The sequence below is a fragment of the Martinezella rhizogenes genome (assembly GCF_027460065.1).
GTDB lineage: Bacteria > Pseudomonadota > Alphaproteobacteria > Rhizobiales > Rhizobiaceae > Agrobacterium > Agrobacterium rhizogenes_C.
In genome coordinates this window covers 274,320-295,140 of sequence record NZ_JAPYZZ010000003.1, presented here as the reverse complement: position 1 = coordinate 295,140, position 20,821 = coordinate 274,320, and the positions used below count along the sequence as shown (strand labels likewise).

Here is a 20,821-nt window from a genome sequence, read left to right as displayed (position 1 = left end):
GTGGTTTTCGTTCAGGAGCGCTGCCGCCGCATCAGCAGGAAGATGACGGGTGCGGCGAGCATGGAAACGATGGCGGCAAGCGCAAAGGACGCCTGATAGCCGAATTTTTCGGCAATCGCGCCGGCCCCCAGCCCGCCCGCCATGCTGATGATGCCATCCATGCACTGGAACAGGGTGAAATCGACGCCTGCTTGTCGGGGGTCGGACCAGCCCATGAAGCAGGCGTATAGCGCAACGAAGCCGATGGACATGATGCCCGAAGAGCTTGCCACCGCCACCGCCATGACCACCCATTGCGAGACATCGCGGTGGACGCTGAAATAGGCGAAGAGGCAGAGCAGCGCCGTCTGCACGAAGATGGCGACGAGCAGAACCCGCGACGCGCCGTAAAGCCTGACCAGCGTGCCGCCGAGCAGCGCACCTGCAAAACCGATGATCATGCTGCCCACACCATTCAGCGCGCCGATGGTGGCGAGATCGAAACCGTAATCGACCAGAAACGGGCCGAGCATGGCCAGCCCCCATTTCTGCGCGGCGACATAAACGGCTGCGACCAGAAGGCCGGTGCGGACTTCCCGCCGCTGCAGCGCATTTCTGATGGATGGCAGGTGGTCGCGGGTCTGCACGGCCGTTTTCGCGGCCGGGCCGAACAGGAAGGGTAGCGCCAGCAGGATGACAATTCCGGCCATGACCAGCGTGGCACTCGTCCAGCCGGAACGTTCCACGAGCACCAGAAACAGGCCCGCGCCGATGGCCGAACCGAGATAGGAGCCGCCCACCTGCGCGGCGTTGCCCCAGCCATGATGTTCAGCCGCCAGCGTTTCGACAGCATAACCGTCACAGGCGATATCGACGGTCGCGGTCACCAGCGCAACCACCGACAGGATGGCGATGGCGACGGAAACCGGCGAAGGGCCCGTGAAGGCGAGGAGGGCGAGGCCGCAGGCGCAGGTGACGATACCCGCGCCGACGATCACCCGCGAGCGGTTCCTGCCGACCGGCGGCAGGCGGTAACGCTCCACATGCGGCGACCACAGGAATTTCAGCGCCCAGGGCAGAGCGACCAGATAGAGCAGGCCGATCTGATCCAGTGGCAGGCCGGCGGTTCTGAGCACCGCGGGCAGACCGAGAAAGGTCAGCCCGCCAATGACGCTCTGGCCGACATAAAGCCCGCCGACCGAAACGAAGACGGCGGCCGGCGAGGGCTTTGTTGTGGCGGGATTCTTCTGCAACATCAGAAACGATACCGGATGCTGCCGATGACCTTGCGGCCTTCGTCATAATAGCAGAAGCCCGTTGTGCACACCTGTTTGACTTCGTCGAGGAGGTTGGTGGCATTGATCTGCAGCTTCACGCCTTCCAGCGAAGGCAGGGCTTTGCCGAGATCGTAGCGCAGCGAGGCATCAACGAAGGTGCGGGCCTCATTGTCGAGGATAGGCGTGTGCTGGTTGTCGCCGAAGCTCGATCCGACATAACGCAGGCCCGCGCCGATGCCGAGCCCTTCCAGCGCGCCATCCTGGAACTCGTAATCGGCCCAGAGCGAGAAGGTGTGATAAGGCGAGGAGTTGAGCTGCTTGCCGACCGTTTCCGACGTCAGTTTGGTGATTTCAACGTCGTTATAGGAGTAGGAGCCGATGAGGCTCCAGCCATTGTCGAGCGAGGCCGTGGCTTCCAGCTCCACCCCGCGCGAGCGCAGATCGAGCTGGCGCAGCAGGTTGATGCCGGAGGAGGTCTCGTAAACGGTGGCGTTGTCCTGATCCAAATTGAAGAAGGCGGCGCTCAGCAGGGCATTATATTGCGGCAGGGCGTATTTGACGCCGAGTTCATATTGCTTGCCGACCGTCGGTTGCGCCTGTCCCGTCACCGTTCCCGTGGTGATGATGACACCCGGATTGGCGACGAAGGAGGTGCCGTAGCTGACATAGGGCATCACGCCGTTGTCAAAGACATAACCAAGGCTGGCGCGGCCCGTCGTTTTGGTTTCATCGCCGCCATAGGTGGGAGCCGTTACCGCACCAACCGTCTGGGCCTGATATTCGGTGTCCAGCCAGTCGTGGCGAATGCCGGCCGTCAGGCGCCAGCGGTCTATCTCGATCTGGTCCTGCGCATAGATGCCCAGCGTGTTCATGCGCTGCTTCAATATCAACGATACGTCAGGCACATAGGTGAAGGTGTCGGTAAAGGGACTGGTGCCGCTACCCTGTTTTGATGTGTAGGACATGTGGCTGAAGTCGATGCCCGTCAGCAGCGTGTGTCGGGCCGGTCCGGTGTCGAATTCGGTCTTGAGGTAATTGTCGGCGGAAACGCCTTCATTATCCTCGATGGTGATGCCGGGATAACTGGCGAAGACCCATTGCTGGTCGGCCGAAAGCGCGGAATAACGCGCCTTGCTGTAGAAGGTGACATTGTCGTTCAGTTCATGCTCGAACTCATAGCCGATACGCCATTGTTTTTGCTCGAAATCATTGAATCGGGAATCGCCGCCATAAACCGATGTCGCACCGATAGAGGTGCCGCTCGCGCCATATTTGTTGATGTAGCCCCAGGTGCCGCCGGTGGTGCTGTCCATATATTCGCCGAGCACGGTGAGCTTGGTGCCGGCATCCGGCTGGAAGGTGAAGGCGGGGGCGATGAACAGCCGGTCGTCCTTGATGGCGCTGATCTCGTTGCGGCCGTCGCGGGCAACACCTGTCAGGCGGTAGAGCATGGTCTTTTCGTCATTGACGGCGCCGGAAAGATCGAACGCGCCCTGCACGCGGCCGAAGGAGCCATATTGCAGCTCCACCTCACGCAGCGTCTCTTCGGTCGGGCGCTTCGAGACGATGTCAACGATGCCGCCGGAGCTGCTTGCGCCATAGATGGAAGCGGCAGGGCCACGCAGGATGGAGACGGCCTCCACGCCATAGGGTTCCAGCCGGGCGCTGCCGTTCTGGCTGCTGACCTGCCGCAGCCCGTCGCGGAAGATGCCGGTGGTGCTGAGATCGGTGCCGCGCACCTTGAAGGCGTCGAAACGCGGCTCTGCGCCGTATTGGCCGATGCGCGCCCCGGGCGTGTAGTTCAGCGCCTCCGAGAGGTTCTGCGGCTTCAGGTCATCCAGCTGCTTGCGGCTGACGGTGGTGATCGACTGGGCGGTTTCGGCAATCGGGGTGTCGGTCTTGGTGGCGGTGCGGCCGGATTTGCCGACATAGCCCTTGCTTTCCAGAATGCCCTTGGCGCCTTCGAGGCCATTGCCCTGCACGGTGATGGGGGCGAGCAGGGTGGTGCCGGCGGCAGCCGATCCGCCGCCTTCTCCGGCCTGATTTGCGGGATCGAAAATGCGGACCGTGTTGCCGCCGGCCAGGGTGTAGTTCAGTCCCGATCCGGCCAGAAGTCCGCTGACGGCGGCCGAGACGCTGAGCGTGCCGCTAACGCCTGCCGTGCTGCGACCCTTTGTGATGGCTGAAGGGTAGACCATGCGCAGATTGGCCTGACGGCCGAAGGTGAGGAGGGCGTTTTCCAGCGGGCCGGCGGGAATGGAGACGGTCACCGTTGCGGGCGCACCGCTTGCGGCAGGCGGTGTCTGCGCTCTGGCGGCGCTGGCGCCGGGACCTGCCACGACGATGCCCCCGATGATCGCCGTCGTCGTCAGCCAGAACCAGCCGCGTGCCTGCTTGCCCAAATTCATGTCTTGCCCTCTCACTCATGATCTCATGCCGTCCCGGCGAAAGCCGAAACGGGTGCTGATTGACTAGAGTGAAAAGACAGGCTGCCTCCTGACGTCGGAGCGCCAAAAAAATTACTTTTTATCGCGAGCGGACAAAAACCAGCATGTCCGAAAGCCGCGACACCGAGACGGGAAGGCTTTCTTCGAGAATGGTGAGCGCCTGATCGGTATCCTTCAGGTCGAATATGCCGGATACGCGCTGCCTTGCCGCCGCCTCATCGAGGATGACGATGCGGCCCCGGCGATATTGCGAGAGAATATCAAGAACCTCGCGCAGCGGCTGGCTGGAGAAGATCAGCTTGCCCTCGCGCCAGGCCATGCTGCTGGCGACATCCTTGCGGGCGCGTAGCAGCTTGCCATTGTCGCCAAGCGTGACGGTCTCGCCGGGGGTGAGAATGGCGACATCGGTGCCCGTCGTCACCTCGACGCGGCCTTCCTCCACCTGCACTTCCTGCGGCAGCGCGCCGCTGCCGGCGCGCACCGAATAATGGGTTCCGAGCGCCTTTGCCGCCAGTGATCCGTCTTCAACGATGAAGGGCCGCTCCGGGTTTTTCGCGACATCGAAATAGGCTTCGCCGCGAAGCAGGGTGATGCGCCGCTCGTTCTGCGAATAGTGTACGGTAATCGCCGTGTCGGTATTCAGGCTGATGCGGCTGCCATCTTCCAGTGACAGCATCCGCGTTTCGCCGATTTCGGTGTAATAATCCGCCTGCCAGCGGTCCGTCAGTCCGCTTTTCTCCGCAAACAGCGCCGCAAGTCCGATAAGGCAGAGACCGGCGACACCTGACAGCATCGCCCGGCGAGACACGCGCCGGTTTTTCGGTTCGGCCGGTGCAAGCTCGATTTCGCGGAGTTCTCCCCAGAGATTTTGCATGTCCTCATAGGCGGCGGCATGGGCGGCGTCGGCTCGCAGCCAGATATGAAACGCCTCGCGCTCCGCTTCGGTCGCGTCTGCGGATTGCATGCGCGCCACCCACAGCGCAGCCTCTTCGGCCAGCCTGTCACCGGTCAGACTATCATCAATTAGGCCGCCATCCTTCAGACCGTCCGGGCGTTCGTTCATGTCCTGATCTGCCGTTTGTTGCGTGCCGATGTTTATTCCTTTTCCCTTATAGAGTGAAAAAGGATGCGAACACCTGATGCCGGATTACATTTTTATTTGTGCGCGGAGCTGACGGCAGTGCAACAGCGCCTTGATGATGTGTTTTTCCACCATGTTGCGGGAAATGCCAAGCCGGGCGGCGATCTCGCCATTGGACTGTCCATGCAGCCGGCTCAGCACGAAGACCTGCTGGCAACGTTGGGGCAGTGCCTCGATGGCGCGCGCCATCAAGATCAGATGCTGCCGTCCGGCGACGATCCGCTCCTGTCCGGGCTCATCGCAGGCAATGGCAAAACCCGCCTCATAGGGGGCAAATAACGGCCGCTCGCGCGACTGGCGAATGACCGTCAGTCGCGCGACGGATCTGGCAATCTGGAAGAGATAGGCCTGCGGATTGTCGATCAACGTCGCTTGCGAGACTTCCAGCGCCCGCAGCAGGGTTTCCTGCATCGCATCGGCGGCATCTTCCCGGTTCTGTAGCCGCCGGCGGAAAAACCGCAGCAGGCGGTTTTCTTCCTTGGCGTCAAGAACCTCAAACAGGGCTTTGCTCATCAATCGACCCGGTGACGTATTGGCACGGCGCATGAGGCGAGATGAAAATCCGCGCACCACGCCATGCGGCAGTAAACATGACTATAGATGTCATATTTACTTTCTTCGGGCGCCTGCTGCCAACCCGTAAAAAACCGGGGGGCCGGATCAGGCTCACGTTTCCGTGATGATTGTTGCGGGATTACATCAGCCTGTCTGGCCCGCCCGCTACAGGAAGTAGCGCACCCGGAGCGGCAGCAGCGCAGCACCGATCGCGGATGGATCGCCCTTCGTTTCGCTGAGAACCAGCTTCGCCTCCTTCGGGCCGACGCCATAACGGTGCTCGCGCCGGGAGGGCATGTGCGTGCGTTCGATCATCATCTGGCCGAGCGCACGCGGCAATTGCCCGCCGAAGACGATGGCCTGCGGATCGAGGACTGCGATCAGGCTCGCCACCAGCCTGTCCACCTGCGGCATGGTTTCCGTCAGCCATTCTTCCACGCCCGGCCATGAGGGGTCGAACTGCTGATAGAGCGGTTCGATCGAATGGATGTCGACGCCGTTTTTCTGCAGGGTAGCGATCAGATATTGCAGGGCCGGTCGTTTCGGCGATTCATCCGGGCTGTATATGCCGCTGAATTCGCCGGCATTGCCATGGAAGCCGTGAAACGGCCGGCCGCCGAGGATCAGTCCGCCACCGAAACCATAGTTGAAGGACAGATAAGCGAAGGTCTGGCACCAGGAGCCGACACCACGAAGGCTTTCACCGATCGCACCCGTGGTGGCGTTGTTTTCCAGCCAGACCGGCAGGTGGAACCGTTTCTCGAGGATCGGCTTCAGGTCCATCAGCGACCAGTCGCGCAGGGGCTCCGGCGCATTGAAGGCGCGGTCTTCCGACACGAAGAAGCCGGACATGGAAAAACCGAGGCCAAGCAGGCGCGCGCGCGGGATCCCGTGTTCTGCCAGCAGCCGTTCGAGCGCCACCGACAATGCCGCAAGCGTCTCCTCGCGGTCTTCCGGAAGCATCTTAAGTTTTTCCTCGACAATCACGTCGCAGCGGAAATCGGCGATGCAGATCACCACGGAGTCCGTGTTGATGGAAATGCCGAGCGAATAGGCCGCTTCCGGCACCAGCTCGATGGTGGGGCTCGGCTGACCGCGTGTGCCCTTGAGCGGCGCACCGGTTTGCAGAAGCCCGCGCTCCTGAAGGCCTTCGATCAGCCGGTGCACGGATTGCTGCGTGAGGTTGGTGTGGCCGGTGATCGAGGCGCGGGCAATGGGGCCGTGACGGCGCACGATATCCAGAATGAGACGCTCGTTTTCGCTGGCAAGCGGCTCGCGGTCGAAGGTCTGGTGCGGCGTCTGATCTGTTGTCATGGCCTTGGATAACGGCTGTACAGGGCGGCGGCAACACGGGCCACTGGTTTGCGACGTCATTTTTCACTGGACTGTCATAAATATTACACTTAGAGTGTATTAATAAGGGGCCGGTCAACAACGGCTCCCCAGGAGGAACCATTCAATGCGCATGAAATTTTTTGCGATCGCCGCGCTTGCGCTGGCGACGACGGCAGCGCCGTGCCTTTCGGCAGACAGCAACATGAAAAACCTCGACTTCGATCTGTCGAAGGTCACGCGCGACAATTTCTACGACATCGTCGTTCCCGCCGCCAAAGCCGAGGGCACGGTCACGATGTATAATTTCGCCGGCAGTTTCGCCGATACATGGAAGGAACTGATCACCCGTTTCGAAGCCAAATATGGCATCAAGGTCGCCTATAGCGACGTGAAGGGCGATCAGGCGAACCAGCAGCTGATTGCGGTGCAGGCGGCAGGGCAGGATTCGCCCGTCGATGCCTATTTCGCCGGTGGTGGCAGCTACCCGTTGCTGTCTGCCAAGGGCGTTGTCGGCAATATTGCGCTGACGAAAATCCTGCCGAACATGGCCAATTACAATCCTGAGCTGGCCGAGACCGTTTTCGGCAAGCCGCATGGCGGCAGCTTCCCGCTGGTGCACCTCAACCAGACTGCCATCGGTTATGACTCTGCCTTCGTGAAAGCCGACGATGTGCCGAAGAGCTTCGAGGACCTTCTCATCTGGGCCGAAAAGAACCCCAAGCGGCTTGGTGTCACCCTGCCGGCCAAGGGTGGTTCGGGCGGGGGCTTCATCTATTCGGTCGCACTCAATTATCTTACCGGCGACTGCCGCAAGCAGCTGACCGACTATAACCAGACGCTGCAGCAGGCCGAAGACTGGGCCATGGAGTCCGAGTGCCTCACGCCTGTCTGGGATTATTATCGTCGTCTTCTCGCCGTGGCCGAACTGACCAACGGCAATGCCGATACGCTCAACCTCATCAACAACCAGCAGCTCTACATGGGCACGGTCTGGGAAGATCAGGTCATGAGCTTCCTCGGCACCAAGCAATTGCCCGACAGTTTCCGCGTTACGCTTCTGGAAAAAGGTCAGGTTGGCTCCGGTGACGCGATGTTCGTGCCGGCCAATGCGAAGAACGTCGCCTCGGCGCTGCTGCTGATTGACATGGCGATGAGCAAGGAATTTCAGCTCTGGAAGCTGGAAAACAAGGCCTCGCGCTCTCCGCGCACCGATGTCACCAATGATCTGATGCCGAAGGCCGTGCAGGAGCATGTGCTGCCGCAGAGTGTCTATCCGCGCCTGTCGCTGCCGGCTTTCTGGGACATGTCGACAGCGCTTGCCGAAGCGCTCGATGAAAAAGTCCTCAACCAGTAACGCCGCCGGGATTGCCGGATCGTGTGGCCGCAAGGGCCTGCACGGTCCGGATACCCTTGGTCAAAAATATGAGGGAGGCTCGCCATGAGTGAACTCGAAATCAGCAAGATCAGCAAGGATTACGGGGCGAGCCGGGCGCTTCATCCGGTGTCGATTACCGTGGAGCGGGGCGAATTCGTCACCATTCTCGGGCCCTCCGGTTGCGGCAAGTCGACGCTTTTGCGCATCCTCACCGGCATCAGCCAGCCTTCGGGCGGCGAAATCCGGCTGGGTGGCAAGCGTATCGATCAGGCGCCGCCGGAAGCGCGCGATATCGCCATGGTCTTCCAGTCCTATGCGCTTTTCCCGCATATGTCGGTCGCCAAAAATCTCGGCTTCGGGCTGAAGATGAAGAAGGTCGCGAAGGATGAGCGGGCGCGGCGCATCGCCCATGCGCTGGAAATTTGCAATCTCATCGGTCTGGTGGATCGCATGCCGCGGCAACTGTCCGGCGGCCAGCAGCAGCGCGTGGCGCTGGCGCGCGCCATCGTCATGCAGCCAAGCCTGCTCCTGTTTGACGAGCCGCTTTCCAATCTCGATGCCAAGCTTCGCGACACGCTGCGCCATGAGCTGACCGAGCTTCACCGCCGCATCGGTGCGACAAGCCTTTATGTGACGCATGATCAGGCCGAAGCCATGGCGATGTCGGACCGGATCGTCGTTATGAATGCCGGCCGGGTGGTCGAGATCGGCACGCCGCTTGAGCTTTACCGGGCGCCGAAACACGCCTTCACCGCCGGCTTTCTCGGCCAGACCAATCTTCTGCCGGTCTCCGCTGAGGGCCAGCAGGCGCAGTTGCCCTGGGGCCAGCCCGTGACATTAGATCGGGCTGCGGCCGGCAATGTGCAGATTTCCGTTCGTCCGGAAAACATCCACATCCGCGCCGATCAGGCCGGTGACGGCACGGTTTCCGCCGTTTCCTTCATGGGTGCCAATGCGCTCTATACGGTTGATATCGGCGGCCGCCAGATAAGGGTCAGCCAGTCCGGCGCGGAAACTTTGATCGATGCGGGGCAAAGGGTCTCCCTGCAGTTTCCCGGTTCGGTCCATCTTCTCGATGACAGGATGGCGGGGGAGGCGGCATGATGGCCGGGCTTCTCCGCGACAGGCGCGCCCAGCTTCTCCTCCTGCTTTTGCCGGGTGTTGGCTATCTTCTGGTCTTCTTCGGCGGGCCGCTGCTGTCGGCGCTGATCGGCAGCTTCAGGCAAGAGGATGGCAGCTTCACGCTGATGTTCTATCAGCGGATTTTCACCCGTGCATCGATGATCCGGGGTCTGACGACCTCTATCTATTACGGCGTCATGCCGGTCATCGTCTCGCTTGCGGCCTCGGTGCCGCTGGCGCTTCTGATCCGCAAGAGCTTTTTGGGGCGAAAACTGTTCAGTGGCCTCTACAAACTGCCGATGGCCGTGCCGGGCATCATCGTTGGCCTGATGGTCATCGTCGTCTTCGAAAGGGGCGGTTTTCTTGATCGTCTGGTCGCGCCACTCGGGCTCGAACTGCCCAAGCTCGTGCGCGACGACTGGGGCATCGGTGTCATTCTCGCCAGCGTCTGGAAGCAGATACCCTTCATGACGCTGATCATCACCAGCGCCTTTGCCGCCATTCCCGAGGATATTCGTTACGCCTCGCGAACGCTTGGCGCTTCGCGGCTGAAAACCTTCTTTTTCGTGGAAGTGCCGCTCGCCATGCCGGGCATCACCGCCGCCATTCTTCTGACCTTCATCGGCTCCATGGGCTCCTATGCCATCCCCGATATCGTCGGCCCGCCGACGGCCCGGCCGCTTTCGGTGCTGATGATCCAGGAGTTCAACCAGGGCCGTTTCAATCAGGTCTATGCCATGGGCATGGTTCTGAGCCTCTTCGCCGTCACCGTACTCATTCTTTATTATTCCCTGACATCCCGCATCGGCCCCGGCCAAAACCGAGGAGACGCATGATGAGTGCCATCACGATTGAACCTGCCATCACTCCCCGCCGCCGCGCCTTCACGCCGGAGGACCGGATTTTTGTCTCGATCGGGCTGTATGGAGCGCTGACGCTCGCCATCGCCCTGCCGCTGGCTCTCATGTTCCTCTGGAGCATTGCCGATGGCTGGTCGCCACCACTTGTCGTGCCGGAGCATTACACCACGGCGCGCTGGGCAGGCATTCTCGGCGATGCAAGTCTCATCCGCGCCGCGATCAACAGCATCGTCATCGCCATCGTCGTCACCTTCCTGACGGCGGCTATCGCGTTACCCACCGCCTGGGCCATGGCGCGGTTTCCCTTCCGGCTGAAACGGCTGGTGGAGATTTTCATTCTGGCGCCGATCATCATTCCGGGGCTGGTCGTCGCTGTTGGCATCGGGCAGGTGTTTCTGCTTTTCGGCCTTGCCTATTCGGTGACGGGGGTCATCCTCGTGCAGATCGTCGGCACCCTGCCGCTGATGATCCGGCTGATGACGGCGGCGCTTGAGACCATTCCCGACGATCTCATCCATGCCGCGCGCTCGCTGGGTGCCGGAACAATCGGCATCGTCCTCCACATCATATTGCCGCTGGCGGTGCCGGGTCTTCTCGCCGGCGGGTTGATGTCCTTCATCGGCAGCTTCGAGGAATTCGACAAGTCCTTCATTGTCGGCGCGCCCGTCGTCGAGACCCTGCCGATCAAGCTTTACATGTATCTCGACCCCTATTCGATGCAGCTGCCGCTTGCCTCCATCGTCTCCTTCATCCTGCTTCTTCCCGCACTCATCGTTTTCATCATCGCCGGCCGCATCCTGCGCGACGATCTGATGGCGGCGGGCATGGGGAAAATCTGATCCGGGTAGCCAAGCCCGGTAATTGCAACGTCCGAAAGTGAAAACCATGCACCAAAACCTTGCCACCTCCCGAAAGACCTCCAATGCCTGCAATGTTCTCGCGCTCTGCGCGCGCGACAATCCGGCCATCCTGACCATCGCCCATCGCGGTTTCTGGACGGCCACCGCCGAAAACTCACTGGCCTCCGTCCGCGCCGCGGTTGCGGCCGGTGTCGAGATGATCGAGATCGACACACAGGCGACGGCCGATGGCCGGCTGGTCGTCATTCACGATGAAACGCTTGACCGCACGACGACAGGCAAGGGAACTGTGAGCATGCTGCCGTTCGAGGTGGTTCGCGCAGCGAAGCTGAGGGCCGGTGCGGGTGGCGACGGTGCTGATGTGACCGATGAATGCGTGCCGACGCTGGAGGAATTGCTGGAAGAGGCGCGTGGCAGGATCACCGTCAATATCGACACCAAATTCACCCGCGATCTGCCGCAGGTCATGGAAACCGTGCTGCGGCTCGGCGTCGAGGATCAGGTGCTGGTGAAGACCGATATCGATCCTGAGGCCAGCCGTTTCGCGGTGCTGGACACCAACTGGTTCGGCAAGATCCCGCATATGCCGATGTTCCCGGTCAGAAAGGGCAAGTTCGCCGAGGATCTGCGCCGGATCGAAGCCTTGAAGGCGCCGATGATCGAAGTGAAATTTACCGATATCGCCGATCTGGCCGAAGGCCGGGCCGAGATGGAGCGTCAGAATATCCGCCTGTGGATCAATTCGCTTGACGTTTCCCATTGCCTTGATTTCAACGATACGCGGGCGCTTTCAAACCCCGAATCCGTGTGGGGTGCTCTTGCCGAGGCGGGCGTCGGCGCGATCCAGACCGATGAAGTCGAAGCCTTCACCGGCTGGCTGAAGGCGGGCGCCGGTGAAACGGGCAGGGCGTGGACACGATGAGCGAGCGTCTCGACCGCGCCGTCGCCATCATCGAGGAAGCGATGGGCCTTGCCCTTCGCTTTTTCGAGGCGCGCGACACCATTGCCACCCGGACGAAGGGTTTTCAGGATTTCGTCTCGGAAGCCGACACCACGGTCGAAAAGCTGGTGCGCGACCGTCTGGCGGCGGCCTTTCCCGGAGAAACGGTGCTGGGCGAAGAGATGGGCGGCGTGGCCGATGACGCCTACTGGATCATCGATCCCATCGACGGCACCGCCAATTTCCTGCGCGGTTCTCCGCTCTGGGGGATTTCACTCGGTTTCGTGCGGAACGGGCGTCCGGAACTCGGTGTCGTCGCCATGCCGGTCTTCAAGGATATCTATGCGGCGGCTGACGGGACCGGGCTGATGCTGAACGGCAAAGCGCTTCCCCGTCATGTGCCATTCGCGGATGTGCAGGTCATGTCGCTCGGCGACAGCGCCGCCGCCGATGCGGAAGAGGTGGCGGCTCTTACCGTCGGGCTCAGGCATGCGGGCTGGGTGGTGGAATCCATCCGCTCGACATCAATCGGCCTCGCCTTTGCCGCGCGCGGCATATTCGACGGCCATCTGCAGAAACTGACGACCATGTGGGACATCGCCGGCGGCGTCGTTCTGGCAAGGGAAGCCGGTCTTGATGTCCGCATCGGAACCCGGCCCGGCAGCGGCATTCCGTGGGTTGCTGCGGGAACGCCGGGGCTAATGGCGGTGACGGAAGGGCTCTGGCCGGAAGTCGTTGAAAAGGTGCCGGCGGAACCTGCGTGAACTTCTCCACTGTTGCCGGCTGTTGTCGAGGCACCCGGCAATCCTTGCCCATTCCTCGGGATGGCCGGGGCACGGCCTCACGAAATAACGGGGTTGCCTTCCTCTGTGCCGGCATAGCCCCGTTCGCTCCAGAGCAAGGCTTTGCGCAACGGATCGGACGTCGCTTCGATGATGGCGCCGACGAAGAGGATGTGGTCGGCGGCATCGATGGAGCCGACGAGTTCGCAATCCATGGAGAGCAGTGCCTCGGCAAGCCTTGGGCTTCCCGAGGGCCACACATCCCAGCTACCGACGGAAAACCGGTCCGGCAGGTTTCCTTTACCGGCAAACACGTCGGCGACCTCCTCCTGCCCTCTGGACAGCGCCGTGACGGAAAATCGCCGGCTTGCGGCGATGAGATCGACCATGCGGCTGCTGGCGTCGATGGAGATCATCAGAAGTGGCGGCTCGGCGCTGAGCGGCATGAAGGATGTGATCGTGCGCCCGATCCGCTCACCCGCATGGGAGGCCGTGGCCACGGCCACCGTGAAGGCGAGGCCCGCCATGGCGTCCTTGAATTCACGCGGTGAGATCGTCGGAGAGGCCGAGGCTTTCAGCGGAACATGCGCGTGATTGACCACACCGCCATCGATCAGCCTGAGATTATGAGACATGCAGTGCCGGGCTAACCGCCCGCTCCCGGGTTCTTGGAAAAAATGGAAAACTTGGCTGCGGCACCGTTCATGATGTCGGCATTGTCAGACGGCGGTCTTTTCTGGTGCACGCGCGGCCAGATGCCGGAATAGTGGCGATTGAGGTCGAGCCAGACATGCAGCCCGGCCTCGGTATCCGGCCGGATCGCCGCGGCCGGACATTCGCGCTCGCAGATGCCGCAATCGATACATTGATCAGGGTGAATGACGAGCATGTTCTCGCCTTCATAAAAGCACTCGACCGGGCAGACTTCCACGCAGTCCATGTATTTGCAGGCGATGCAGTTTTCGGTGACGACATAGGGCATGGGGATGCTCGAATGGAGTTGCAGCCGGACGGCGGCTGTCCGGCTGCGCCTGACCCGACCGGCCGCCCAGGGCAGCGGGGCCGGCCGGGTCGGTGGGCTCAAATCAGAGGCGGGCGGCGACTGCCTGCCAGTTCACCAGATTGTCGAGGAAGTTCTCGACATAGGCCGGACGCTTGTTGCGAAAATCGATGTAATAGCTGTGTTCCCACACATCGCAGCCGAGAAGCGCCTTCTGGCCGAAGCACAGCGGGTTGACGCCATTTTCCGTGCGGGTGATCTTCAGCGTGCCATCAGTATCCACCACCAGCCACGCCCAGCCCGAGCCGAACTGCGAGGCACCGGCGAGGGCAAAATTCTGCTTGAACAACGCCACCGAGCCGAAAGACTGCGTCAACGCATCTTCCAGCGGGCTAGGGATCGCGTGGTTTTGTGGCCCCATGATCTCCCAGAAGAGATTGTGGTTCCAGTGCTGGGAGGCATTGTTGAATATGCCGGACTGCGCGACCGCACCCTTCTCATAGGTGCCGCGCACGATGTCTTCGAGGCTGCTTTTTTCCCATTCGGTGCCTGATATCGCCTTGTTGAGATTATCGACATAGGCCTTGTGGTGGAGATCGTGATGGAACTTCAGCGTCTCCTCGGACATGCCCGAAGGGGCGAGCGCATCATGGGCATAGGGGAGGTCGGGAAGCTGGAAAGCCATGGGGTATCCTTTGTCAACTGTTCGCTCAAGAGCATGGAAAGAGCCTTGCGAAAACAAGGTGACAATACTTCTAGGACCTCAATCACGGTTGAGGTCAAGCGGTTTTTGGAGGATGAATTCACCGGCTGGCGGGCTTGGGAAACATGCGCCCCGATGGCGCGGATTACCGCTCGTCGACCTTCACCACGGCGACCCATTCTTCAAGCGCCCTGCGGATTGCTGAGCCGGCATCTTCCCCGCGGACAAAAGCCCACCATGTATGTGCGCCTTGCCACACGGCGGCCATCTGCCATCCCAGTCGTTCCGCGCTCTCATTTTTACGGGTAAGACGGCGGCCAAGCGCGTGGGCGAGGGTGTGTCCCCAGAGTGCTCCTCTCGCCCGCAGCTTCGGATTGCGAATGTCTTCCCTGAGCAGCAGCAGCCCGTCACTGGCGTTCTGTTCCGCGGATTGAGGCGGCATGAGGCGCATAAGAAGGGATATGGCGCCCTGCGGCGTCAATGGCTCCTCCTCATCGGCCGTTTCCGTTTCCGTCTGCAACCTGTCCCAGGCACGCAGAAGCACGGTTTCGACAAGGTCTTCACGCTTGCCGTAACGCTGCACCAGGGTTGCCGCAGACAAGCCGCAGGCCTTTGCGGCTGCGGCAAAAGTCAGCCCGTCGGGGCCTGTCTGCAACATGAGGGGCAGCAGGGCATCCAGCACCTGATCATCTGAAATCGTCTTGTGTCTTGGCATGGAAATATATAAACGTATATTCATTTATAAATCAAGGAGGATGATATGGCGGTCATTCGCGGATATATCGCGGCTAGTCTGGATGGGCGGATCGTTTCGGGAGACCGCTCTCTCGACTGGCTCTACAAATATGATGACATGGACCTCGGTGAGCACGATTACCGGCTTTTCCTGAAGGGAATTCGAACCGTGGTCATGGGGCGTGCGACCTATGATTTCATCGCCAGCGAACCGTCGCCCTGGGCTTATGGAGATCTGCGCGTCATCGTCGTCACGTCGCGGCCGATTGAGGCGCCCAAGGGACCTCTGGAGGTGCGCAGCGATGTAGCATCGTTGATCAGGGAATTGCGCGCGCTCAATGACGGCGATGTCTGGATGCTGGGCGGCGGAAAGCTGCAAATGGCCTTTCTGGAGCGCGGCGCACTGGATGAAATCGAGATTTACGTCATCCCGGAAATCCTCGGTTCAGGCGAACCTCTTTTTCCTCTCACCGAGCATAGGGCAAGCCCGAGCCTGCTCAGCGCCAAGGCGATCCAGAAAGGCTGCGTGAGATTGCACTACCGCTTTTGATCGCGTCATCAAGGGCGACGGTACTCTCCCGTTTTTCAGGCGAGTGGAGCTGCTCGGAGCGCCACCACGCCGCGGGCCTTGTAACGCCGGGACCTAGCCGCTGATGGCAGGCGGATTAAGTCGGGCAAAGCCCGCCTGCCGCTGATAGGGAAAATGCGGGTATGGGGCGGCCGTCTCGCTGGCCTCGTCCAGCCTTGCTACCTGCGCCGATGTCAGTTCCCACCCCACGGCACCAAGGTTCTGGCGAAGCTGTTCCTCGTTGCGGGCGCCGATAATGACGGTGGAAACCGTGGGGCGCCGGAGCAACCAGTTGAGAGCGACCTGCGGCACAGTCCTGCCGGTTTCTTCCGCTACGGCGTCCAGCGCATCGACCACGCGGTAGAGATGCTCTTCATCCACCGGCGGGCCGAAGCTTGCGGTCTCATGCAGGCGGCTGCCCTCGGGCAGCGGCGTGCCACGGCGGATTTTCCCGGTCAGGCGTCCCCAGCCAAGCGGGCTCCAGACCATGGCGCCCAGACCTTGATCGGCGCCGAGGGGCATCAGATCCCATTCGTAATCCCGACCGATCAGCGAATAATAGACCTGGTTGACCACATAACGCGGCCAGCCATAACGGTCCGCGACGCCAAGCGATTTCATGATCTGCCAGCCGGAAAAATTCGACACGCCCGTATAGCGCACCTTGCCGGACCGGACGAGCGTATCGAGTGTCGACAGCACCTCCTCCACCGGCGTAAAGGCATCGAAGGCATGGAGCTGCAGAATATCGATATAATCGGTCTTGAGCCGCCGTAGCGCATCGTCCACCGCACGCGCCAGCCGGAAGCGGGAGGAGCCGGCCTCGTTTGGCCCATCTCCCATCGGCAGGCTGGTCTTGGTCGAGATCAGAACGCTGTCGCGCCGCCCCTTGACGGCTTCGCCGAGCACCTCTTCTGACGCTCCGTTGGAATAGACATCGGCCGTATCGAACAGGTTGACGCCGGCTTCGAGGCAGATATCGACAAGGCGACGGGCCTCCGTGGCATCAGAGGTGCCCCAGTTGCTGAAAAGCGGACCGGAGCCACCGAAGGTTCCCGTGCCGAAACTTAAGGCCGGCACTTTGAGGCCGGATTTGCCGAGATAGCGATATTCCATGGGGCATTGCCTTCTTGGTTCGGGATGGTACCGCGCCGGGCATGTGGCCGCCTCGTGCCTGTCCATTCCGTGGTGGGTTGCGATGGTCCTGAAGATAGACACTCGCGCTTGCATGAAATAGAATGCCGAAAATACTATCACTTGTGAGATGAAGTCATCATGGCGCGACTGGAAATCAACCGGGCAGGGGAGATGGAAATCTTCGTGCGGGTTGTCGAACTCGGAGGTTTTTCACGCGCGGCGGCGGTGGCGAAGATGACGCCTTCGGCGGTGAGCAAGCTCATCGCCCGGCTGGAAAGCCGGCTGGGAACGCGTCTCCTCAACCGATCCACCCGGCAGCTTCAGATAACGCCGGAGGGCTGTGCTTTCTACGAAAGGGCCACCCGTATCCTCGCCGATCTCGAAGAGGCCGAACGCGCCGCCGGAGAGGGCGAAAAGCCCATCGGTCGCGTGCGGATCAACACCAGCGCTTCTTACGCAACACATATCCTTGCGCCCATCCTGCCACGGTTTCTGGCGCTTCATCCTGATATCACGCTTGATATCGTGCAGACGGATCTGGTGGTTGACCTTCTCGCAGAGCGCATGGATGTCGCAGTTCGCGCCGGGCCGTTGAAAAGTTCAAGTCTGGTCGCGCGAAAACTCGGCGAGACCCGCATGGTCATCGCCGCCGCCCCCGACTATCTGGAGCGCTGCGGCGTGCCGCAAACCATCAGCGATCTCGAAGGGCACAATTGCCTTGCGCTGGGTTACGCCCGGTCGACCGATGGCTGGCCTCTGCAGGACGGCAGCAAGACCGTCGTCATTCCCGCGGCGGGACGTGTGCAGGTCAGCGATGGCGAGGGCCTTCGCCGTCTGGCGCTTGCCGGTGTCGGGCTGGTGCGCCTGGCGGCTTTCACCGTGCGGAAGGATATCGCCGCCGGCCGGCTGGTCTCCGTTCTCGATCATCTCGATACCGGCGAAACGGAGACGTTTCATGCCGTCTATGTCGGCCAGCGGGGACCATTGCCCTCACGCATCCGGGCATTGCTCGACTTTCTCGGTGAATATGGGCGGGTGAAATGACGCATCGCAAAAACGGGCGCCGGTTAGAGGCGGCGCCTGTTTTCCGTTCCCCGATCGGTCGTTCGGTAAACGGGATCGTTCACCCGAGGGACGGGAGGCTTATTCTTTCGGGCCCGACAGGGTGAAAGCACCGACCGATTCCAGCCTGATGTGGGTATCGCCGGAAAGTGTGCCCGGAATTGCCCCGCAGAGGCTGCCTGTCGTCACCACATTGCCTGCCTTCAGCATGCCTCCCGTGTTGAGTGCCCCATTGGCGAAGGCCAAGAGCGGCGCCAGTGGATCGACATTCGGGTGTTTCACCGTGGCATTGAAGAGTTCCATTGATCCCTCGGTGACGGTGAGCTGCGGCAGTGCATCGCCGTTACCGGCAAAAACCTCCACTATGCCCTTATCCACCACCGGGCCGATGGCAAAGCCATGGTTGGCAAGACGGTCCGCGAGAAAGAGCGGAAACGGCACCTGATTTTTCTCCGCCAGCCGGTAGCGGAGAAGTTCGACACCCAGATGGACCTTGTCGATATAGCGCATCAGACCGGTTCTGGTCAGTGGCCCTTCGGTGGCGGCTGGGATATCGGCGGACAGCGTGAAGCAAATCTCGACTTCGATACCTTCCGTGCCATGAAGAGGAAAAGAAGCGATATTGGCTTCATTGACCTGGCAGCAATCGAACATGGGCGCCCCGACGGCCTCGCCATCCGGGCGGATTGCCAGCTTCCAGCCGGCAACCGGTTTTCCCCAATATCCGGCAAAGCCCTGCTGAACCGCCATCGCCTCTGCAAGCGTGGCGGGAATGAAGCCCTCCGCCTCCAGCTTCGCCAGAGGAATTCTCGCACCCTCCCGGCTCGCTTTTGCAAAACTCTGCGCCAGTTTTTCGATCGCCGTCATTCCGCTCATGTCTCCTGATGATCTCATGCGCTAAATGCTGTCACGATTTAGCGCTGTCTGCCAAGGTCATCAATGCCGAGTTGGGTTCCGACTTTGTAGTTGGGGGAGGCCGCCCAATGCATGGGAGCAATGTGAGCGTCCGGCGAACGCATTTTTCGGGTGTAGAGAGATGGAAGTTATAGGCTGCGTTTCATCTCATCGGCCATGATGCGGTTGATTATTTTGGGATCGCACTGTGTGTCGATGAGGAACTCGCGGATACCGCTGTCCCACGTCCTGATGTCGGCGAGTAGGCTTTGAAGTTCTTCGATGCCATTCTCGGTCAGACCCTTCGTGCCATCGCTAACGTAAACGAGCTCGCCCTCGGAGATGTTGTCCGAGTTTGCGGTCACTTCTTCGATCAGTTCGAGGTTCTCGCTGATCATGCGGGCGACTTGGCCGAGTGTGTAGATGAACCTTGAGTGCGCCATCAGGCGGCCTCGCATCGAGCGTTTTCTGGCGTCCAGTTCCAGGGCAGCAGGTCTTCAATTCGATCCTTGGGATGATCCTGGATCCGGGCGAGGACATCTGTCAGATACACCTCCGGATTTTGGCCCTGCAATTTGACCGTTTCGATGATAGTCAGGATGTTGGCGATGCGCTCACCGCCCTTGTCCGAGCCGGCAAACAGCCAGATGCTATGACCATTCCTCCTTGCGATGTCGCGCGTTGAGCGAAGCATAGCCTGGTGCCATTTCGGCCGATAGGAGGATGGATTCGTCATGACTGACTACGAAGCATATATTGGGTTGGACGTCCACAAAGACTCAATCTCCGTTGCCATTGCAGACGCTGGCCGATCTGGCGAGGTCCGTCTTTTCGGAGCCATTCCAAACGAGCCAGATGCGATCTCCAAGCTTGTAAAGAAGCTTTCGAACAGGCACGGACGGCTGGAGTTTGTTTACGAGGCAGGGCTGTGTGGATACAACGTCTTTCGGCAAATTGAGGCGTTGGCTTTGTTTGCCGGGTAGTCGCGCCAAGCCATACCCCTGTCCGGCCGGGCAATCGGCAGAAGAACGACACTCGCGACGCCGTGATGCTTGCAAGGCTGTTGCGCGCCGGAGAACTTACCTTCGTTTGGGTTCCTGATGTCGTGTAGTGCGAGCTCGATCTGTCGCGTCTAATGATGCGCGGAAAACACGAACATTGATCCAACTGTTTTTGTTAAAGCATGACCTTCGATATTCAGCCAAGTCATGGACCTCAAGGCATAGAGCCTGGCTACGCAATCGACATTTCCAACATCACGCGCAGCAGATCGCGTTTCAAAGCGATCCTAACCGACTGGAGCAGGCCGAGGCCCGCAAAAGGGAGCTGGAGGATCAGATCGCCGTCATTTCTCAAACATGGTCCCTGGCACGTACAGTGATGAACCTTCAGGCTTTCAAAGGCATAGGCTTGGTCATTGCCGCAACACTGGTCGCTGAGGTCGGAATATTCTCCCGCTTCGACAATCCCAGGAAGCTTATGGCATACCTTGGACTGGTTCCTCGAGAGCACTCAAGTGGCGGTTCCGTTCGGCCACGCGGGATAACGAAGACAGGCAACTCGGCACTTCGCGCCTTGCTGTTTGAAGCTGCCTGGTCCTACCGCGTTTAGGCCAAGGTTGGGAACTGGATGCATAAGCGACGCCCGGACGTCCCGCAGGCCATTAATGACATCGCCTGGAAAGCCCAGGTGAGGCTGAGCGCACGATACCACAAATTAGTCGGATCAGGGAAGAAGAGCAACGTGGCCATCACCGCGGTCGCTCGCGAACTTGTCGGCTTCCTATGGGATGTTGCTCGCAAAATTGAAGTCGAAACAACGTCACCTGCTGCTTGAGAGCTAACCCATAATCAGCGATCCGGAATGGTCAGGGCGTCGGGAGCGGAGAAGGAATCCTCGAGCAAAAATTTGGACGGGTTTATCCTATGTCCGCAGCCAGATCGAGGCAGCCTTCCAACGCATCGTCACCATTGGGTAGCCAATCCCAGGACAAGAGTTTGAGCAACCGAGTATTCCTGGCGCTCTGACCCATCCTGACCGCGACACCAT

Annotated in this window: 20 protein-coding genes and 2 pseudogenes; 9 read left to right on the top strand and 13 right to left on the bottom strand. The window is 60.6% G+C overall.

Features of this window, described 5'->3' with window-relative positions:
- Positions 1 to 11: 11 nt before the first annotated feature.
- From O8B93_RS07900 to O8B93_RS07880, 5 genes are all read right to left on the bottom strand, one after another.
- Entirely contained in the window at positions 12 to 1,235 is a 1,224-nt protein-coding gene (locus O8B93_RS07900) for an MFS transporter (RefSeq protein ID WP_269709287.1), read from the bottom strand.
- On the bottom strand, positions 1,235 to 3,664 hold the full coding sequence (locus O8B93_RS07895) for a TonB-dependent siderophore receptor (protein WP_269709286.1): 2,430 nt from the start codon (positions 3,662 to 3,664) through the stop codon (positions 1,235 to 1,237). Before O8B93_RS07895 ends, O8B93_RS07900 begins: the two co-directional genes overlap by 1 nt.
- Before the next feature lie 118 nt (positions 3,665 to 3,782).
- A complete protein-coding gene (locus O8B93_RS07890) occupies positions 3,783 to 4,766 on the bottom strand; it encodes a FecR family protein (RefSeq protein ID WP_269709285.1) in 984 nt (327 codons plus the stop codon).
- An 84-nt stretch (positions 4,767 to 4,850) separates the two neighbouring features.
- A complete protein-coding gene (locus tag O8B93_RS07885; RefSeq protein WP_269709284.1) occupies positions 4,851 to 5,357 on the bottom strand; it encodes an RNA polymerase sigma factor in 507 nt (168 codons plus the stop codon).
- A gap of 207 nt (positions 5,358 to 5,564) precedes the next feature.
- On the bottom strand, positions 5,565 to 6,713 hold the full coding sequence (locus O8B93_RS07880) for an ROK family transcriptional regulator (RefSeq protein WP_269709283.1): 1,149 nt from the start codon (positions 6,711 to 6,713) through the stop codon (positions 5,565 to 5,567).
- A 145-nt stretch (positions 6,714 to 6,858) separates the two neighbouring features.
- Between O8B93_RS07880 and O8B93_RS07875 the strand changes: the two genes are divergently transcribed.
- The 6 genes from O8B93_RS07875 to O8B93_RS07850 all read left to right on the top strand — a co-directional run bounded on the left by O8B93_RS07875 (position 6,859) and on the right by O8B93_RS07850 (position 12,655).
- Complete coding sequence (locus tag O8B93_RS07875) at positions 6,859 to 8,088, top strand: ABC transporter substrate-binding protein (RefSeq protein ID WP_269709282.1); 1,230 nt, start codon at positions 6,859 to 6,861, stop codon at positions 8,086 to 8,088.
- Positions 8,089 to 8,172: 84 nt separating this feature from the next.
- Positions 8,173 to 9,213, top strand: coding sequence for an ABC transporter ATP-binding protein (locus O8B93_RS07870; RefSeq protein ID WP_269709281.1), 1,041 nt, complete (start codon positions 8,173 to 8,175; stop codon positions 9,211 to 9,213).
- Positions 9,213 to 10,067 carry an ABC transporter permease gene (locus O8B93_RS07865; RefSeq protein ID WP_269709280.1) on the top strand — a complete coding sequence of 285 codons (855 nt, stop codon included), beginning with the start codon at positions 9,213 to 9,215 and terminating at the stop codon, positions 10,065 to 10,067. The genes O8B93_RS07870 and O8B93_RS07865 overlap by 1 nt, the downstream gene beginning before the upstream one ends.
- Complete coding sequence (locus O8B93_RS07860) at positions 10,064 to 10,930, top strand: ABC transporter permease (RefSeq protein ID WP_405049046.1); 867 nt, start codon at positions 10,064 to 10,066, stop codon at positions 10,928 to 10,930. The genes O8B93_RS07865 and O8B93_RS07860 overlap by 4 nt, the downstream gene beginning before the upstream one ends.
- 46 nt (positions 10,931 to 10,976) lie before the next feature.
- Complete coding sequence (locus tag O8B93_RS07855; protein WP_269709277.1) at positions 10,977 to 11,873, top strand: glycerophosphodiester phosphodiesterase family protein; 897 nt, start codon at positions 10,977 to 10,979, stop codon at positions 11,871 to 11,873.
- Complete coding sequence (locus O8B93_RS07850) at positions 11,870 to 12,655, top strand: inositol monophosphatase family protein (protein WP_269709276.1); 786 nt, start codon at positions 11,870 to 11,872, stop codon at positions 12,653 to 12,655. The genes O8B93_RS07855 and O8B93_RS07850 overlap by 4 nt, the downstream gene beginning before the upstream one ends.
- Positions 12,656 to 12,732: 77 nt before the next feature.
- Here O8B93_RS07850 and O8B93_RS07845 read toward each other — a convergent pair whose 3' ends face one another.
- The 4 genes from O8B93_RS07845 to O8B93_RS07830 form a co-directional block, all read right to left on the bottom strand.
- The gene (locus O8B93_RS07845; protein ID WP_269709275.1) at positions 12,733 to 13,308 is read right to left on the bottom strand and encodes a flavin reductase family protein; all 576 of its coding nucleotides are present in this window, start codon (positions 13,306 to 13,308) and stop codon (positions 12,733 to 12,735) included.
- Positions 13,309 to 13,319: 11 nt separating this feature from the next.
- On the bottom strand, positions 13,320 to 13,655 hold the full coding sequence (fdxA, locus tag O8B93_RS07840) for a ferredoxin FdxA (protein WP_269709273.1): 336 nt from the start codon (positions 13,653 to 13,655) through the stop codon (positions 13,320 to 13,322).
- A gap of 103 nt (positions 13,656 to 13,758) precedes the next feature.
- Positions 13,759 to 14,358, bottom strand: coding sequence for a superoxide dismutase (locus tag O8B93_RS07835; protein WP_269709271.1), 600 nt, complete (start codon positions 14,356 to 14,358; stop codon positions 13,759 to 13,761).
- Positions 14,359 to 14,521: 163 nt separating this feature from the next.
- Complete coding sequence (locus O8B93_RS07830; protein ID WP_269709336.1) at positions 14,522 to 15,091, bottom strand: TetR/AcrR family transcriptional regulator; 570 nt, start codon at positions 15,089 to 15,091, stop codon at positions 14,522 to 14,524.
- 45 nt (positions 15,092 to 15,136) lie between these two features.
- On the opposite strand from O8B93_RS07830, the gene O8B93_RS07825 reads away from it, so the two are divergent.
- On the top strand, positions 15,137 to 15,661 hold the full coding sequence (locus O8B93_RS07825) for a dihydrofolate reductase family protein (RefSeq protein ID WP_269709269.1): 525 nt from the start codon (positions 15,137 to 15,139) through the stop codon (positions 15,659 to 15,661).
- Between the two features lie 93 nt (positions 15,662 to 15,754).
- Here the strand turns inward: O8B93_RS07825 and O8B93_RS07820 are convergent, their stop codons facing one another.
- Positions 15,755 to 16,795: an aldo/keto reductase gene (locus tag O8B93_RS07820; RefSeq protein WP_269709267.1), complete on the bottom strand. Its 1,041-nt coding sequence runs from the start codon at positions 16,793 to 16,795 to the stop codon at positions 15,755 to 15,757.
- 159 nt (positions 16,796 to 16,954) lie between these two features.
- Here O8B93_RS07820 and O8B93_RS07815 point away from each other — a divergent pair, with 159 nt between their 5' ends.
- Entirely contained in the window at positions 16,955 to 17,860 is a 906-nt protein-coding gene (locus O8B93_RS07815) for a LysR family transcriptional regulator (protein ID WP_269709265.1), read from the top strand.
- Between the two features lie 99 nt (positions 17,861 to 17,959).
- Here O8B93_RS07815 and O8B93_RS07810 read toward each other — a convergent pair whose 3' ends face one another.
- The 3 genes and pseudogenes from O8B93_RS07810 to O8B93_RS07800 all read right to left on the bottom strand — a co-directional run.
- Positions 17,960 to 18,745 carry a 2-keto-4-pentenoate hydratase gene (locus tag O8B93_RS07810; RefSeq protein WP_269709264.1) on the bottom strand — a complete coding sequence of 262 codons (786 nt, stop codon included), beginning with the start codon at positions 18,743 to 18,745 and terminating at the stop codon, positions 17,960 to 17,962.
- Between the two features lie 176 nt (positions 18,746 to 18,921).
- Positions 18,922 to 19,215, bottom strand: coding sequence for a hypothetical protein (locus O8B93_RS27885; protein ID WP_309568498.1), 294 nt, complete (start codon positions 19,213 to 19,215; stop codon positions 18,922 to 18,924).
- Positions 19,215 to 19,430 (bottom strand): annotated as a pseudogene (locus tag O8B93_RS07800) (transposase domain-containing protein); the annotation flags it as partial. The gene O8B93_RS27885 and the pseudogene O8B93_RS07800, both read right to left, overlap by 1 nt.
- Positions 19,431 to 19,506: 76 nt before the next feature.
- Between O8B93_RS07800 and O8B93_RS07795 the strand changes: the two are divergent.
- Positions 19,507 to 20,608, top strand: a pseudogene (locus tag O8B93_RS07795) (IS110 family RNA-guided transposase).
- Positions 20,609 to 20,821: the final 213 nt, after the last annotated feature.

Coding starts and splice junctions, on each gene's coding strand:
- O8B93_RS07900 (WP_269709287.1), bottom strand. CDS start 1,235: ATGTTGCAGAAGAATCCCGCCACAACAAAGCCCTCGCCGGCCGCCGTC.
- O8B93_RS07895 (WP_269709286.1), bottom strand. CDS start 3,664: ATGAATTTGGGCAAGCAGGCACGCGGCTGGTTCTGGCTGACGACGACG.
- O8B93_RS07890 (WP_269709285.1), bottom strand. CDS start 4,766: ATGAACGAACGCCCGGACGGTCTGAAGGATGGCGGCCTAATTGATGAT.
- O8B93_RS07885 (WP_269709284.1), bottom strand. CDS start 5,357: ATGAGCAAAGCCCTGTTTGAGGTTCTTGACGCCAAGGAAGAAAACCGC.
- O8B93_RS07880 (WP_269709283.1), bottom strand. CDS start 6,713: ATGACAACAGATCAGACGCCGCACCAGACCTTCGACCGCGAGCCGCTT.
- O8B93_RS07875 (WP_269709282.1), top strand. CDS start 6,859: ATGCGCATGAAATTTTTTGCGATCGCCGCGCTTGCGCTGGCGACGACG.
- O8B93_RS07870 (WP_269709281.1), top strand. CDS start 8,173: ATGAGTGAACTCGAAATCAGCAAGATCAGCAAGGATTACGGGGCGAGC.
- O8B93_RS07865 (WP_269709280.1), top strand. CDS start 9,213: ATGGCCGGGCTTCTCCGCGACAGGCGCGCCCAGCTTCTCCTCCTGCTT.
- O8B93_RS07860 (WP_405049046.1), top strand. CDS start 10,064: ATGATGAGTGCCATCACGATTGAACCTGCCATCACTCCCCGCCGCCGC.
- O8B93_RS07855 (WP_269709277.1), top strand. CDS start 10,977: ATGCACCAAAACCTTGCCACCTCCCGAAAGACCTCCAATGCCTGCAAT.
- O8B93_RS07850 (WP_269709276.1), top strand. CDS start 11,870: ATGAGCGAGCGTCTCGACCGCGCCGTCGCCATCATCGAGGAAGCGATG.
- O8B93_RS07845 (WP_269709275.1), bottom strand. CDS start 13,308: ATGTCTCATAATCTCAGGCTGATCGATGGCGGTGTGGTCAATCACGCG.
- fdxA (WP_269709273.1), bottom strand. CDS start 13,655: ATGCCCTATGTCGTCACCGAAAACTGCATCGCCTGCAAATACATGGAC.
- O8B93_RS07835 (WP_269709271.1), bottom strand. CDS start 14,358: ATGGCTTTCCAGCTTCCCGACCTCCCCTATGCCCATGATGCGCTCGCC.
- O8B93_RS07830 (WP_269709336.1), bottom strand. CDS start 15,091: ATGCCAAGACACAAGACGATTTCAGATGATCAGGTGCTGGATGCCCTG.
- O8B93_RS07825 (WP_269709269.1), top strand. CDS start 15,137: ATGGCGGTCATTCGCGGATATATCGCGGCTAGTCTGGATGGGCGGATC.
- O8B93_RS07820 (WP_269709267.1), bottom strand. CDS start 16,795: ATGGAATATCGCTATCTCGGCAAATCCGGCCTCAAAGTGCCGGCCTTA.
- O8B93_RS07815 (WP_269709265.1), top strand. CDS start 16,955: ATGGCGCGACTGGAAATCAACCGGGCAGGGGAGATGGAAATCTTCGTG.
- O8B93_RS07810 (WP_269709264.1), bottom strand. CDS start 18,745: ATGACGGCGATCGAAAAACTGGCGCAGAGTTTTGCAAAAGCGAGCCGG.
- O8B93_RS27885 (WP_309568498.1), bottom strand. CDS start 19,215: ATGGCGCACTCAAGGTTCATCTACACACTCGGCCAAGTCGCCCGCATG.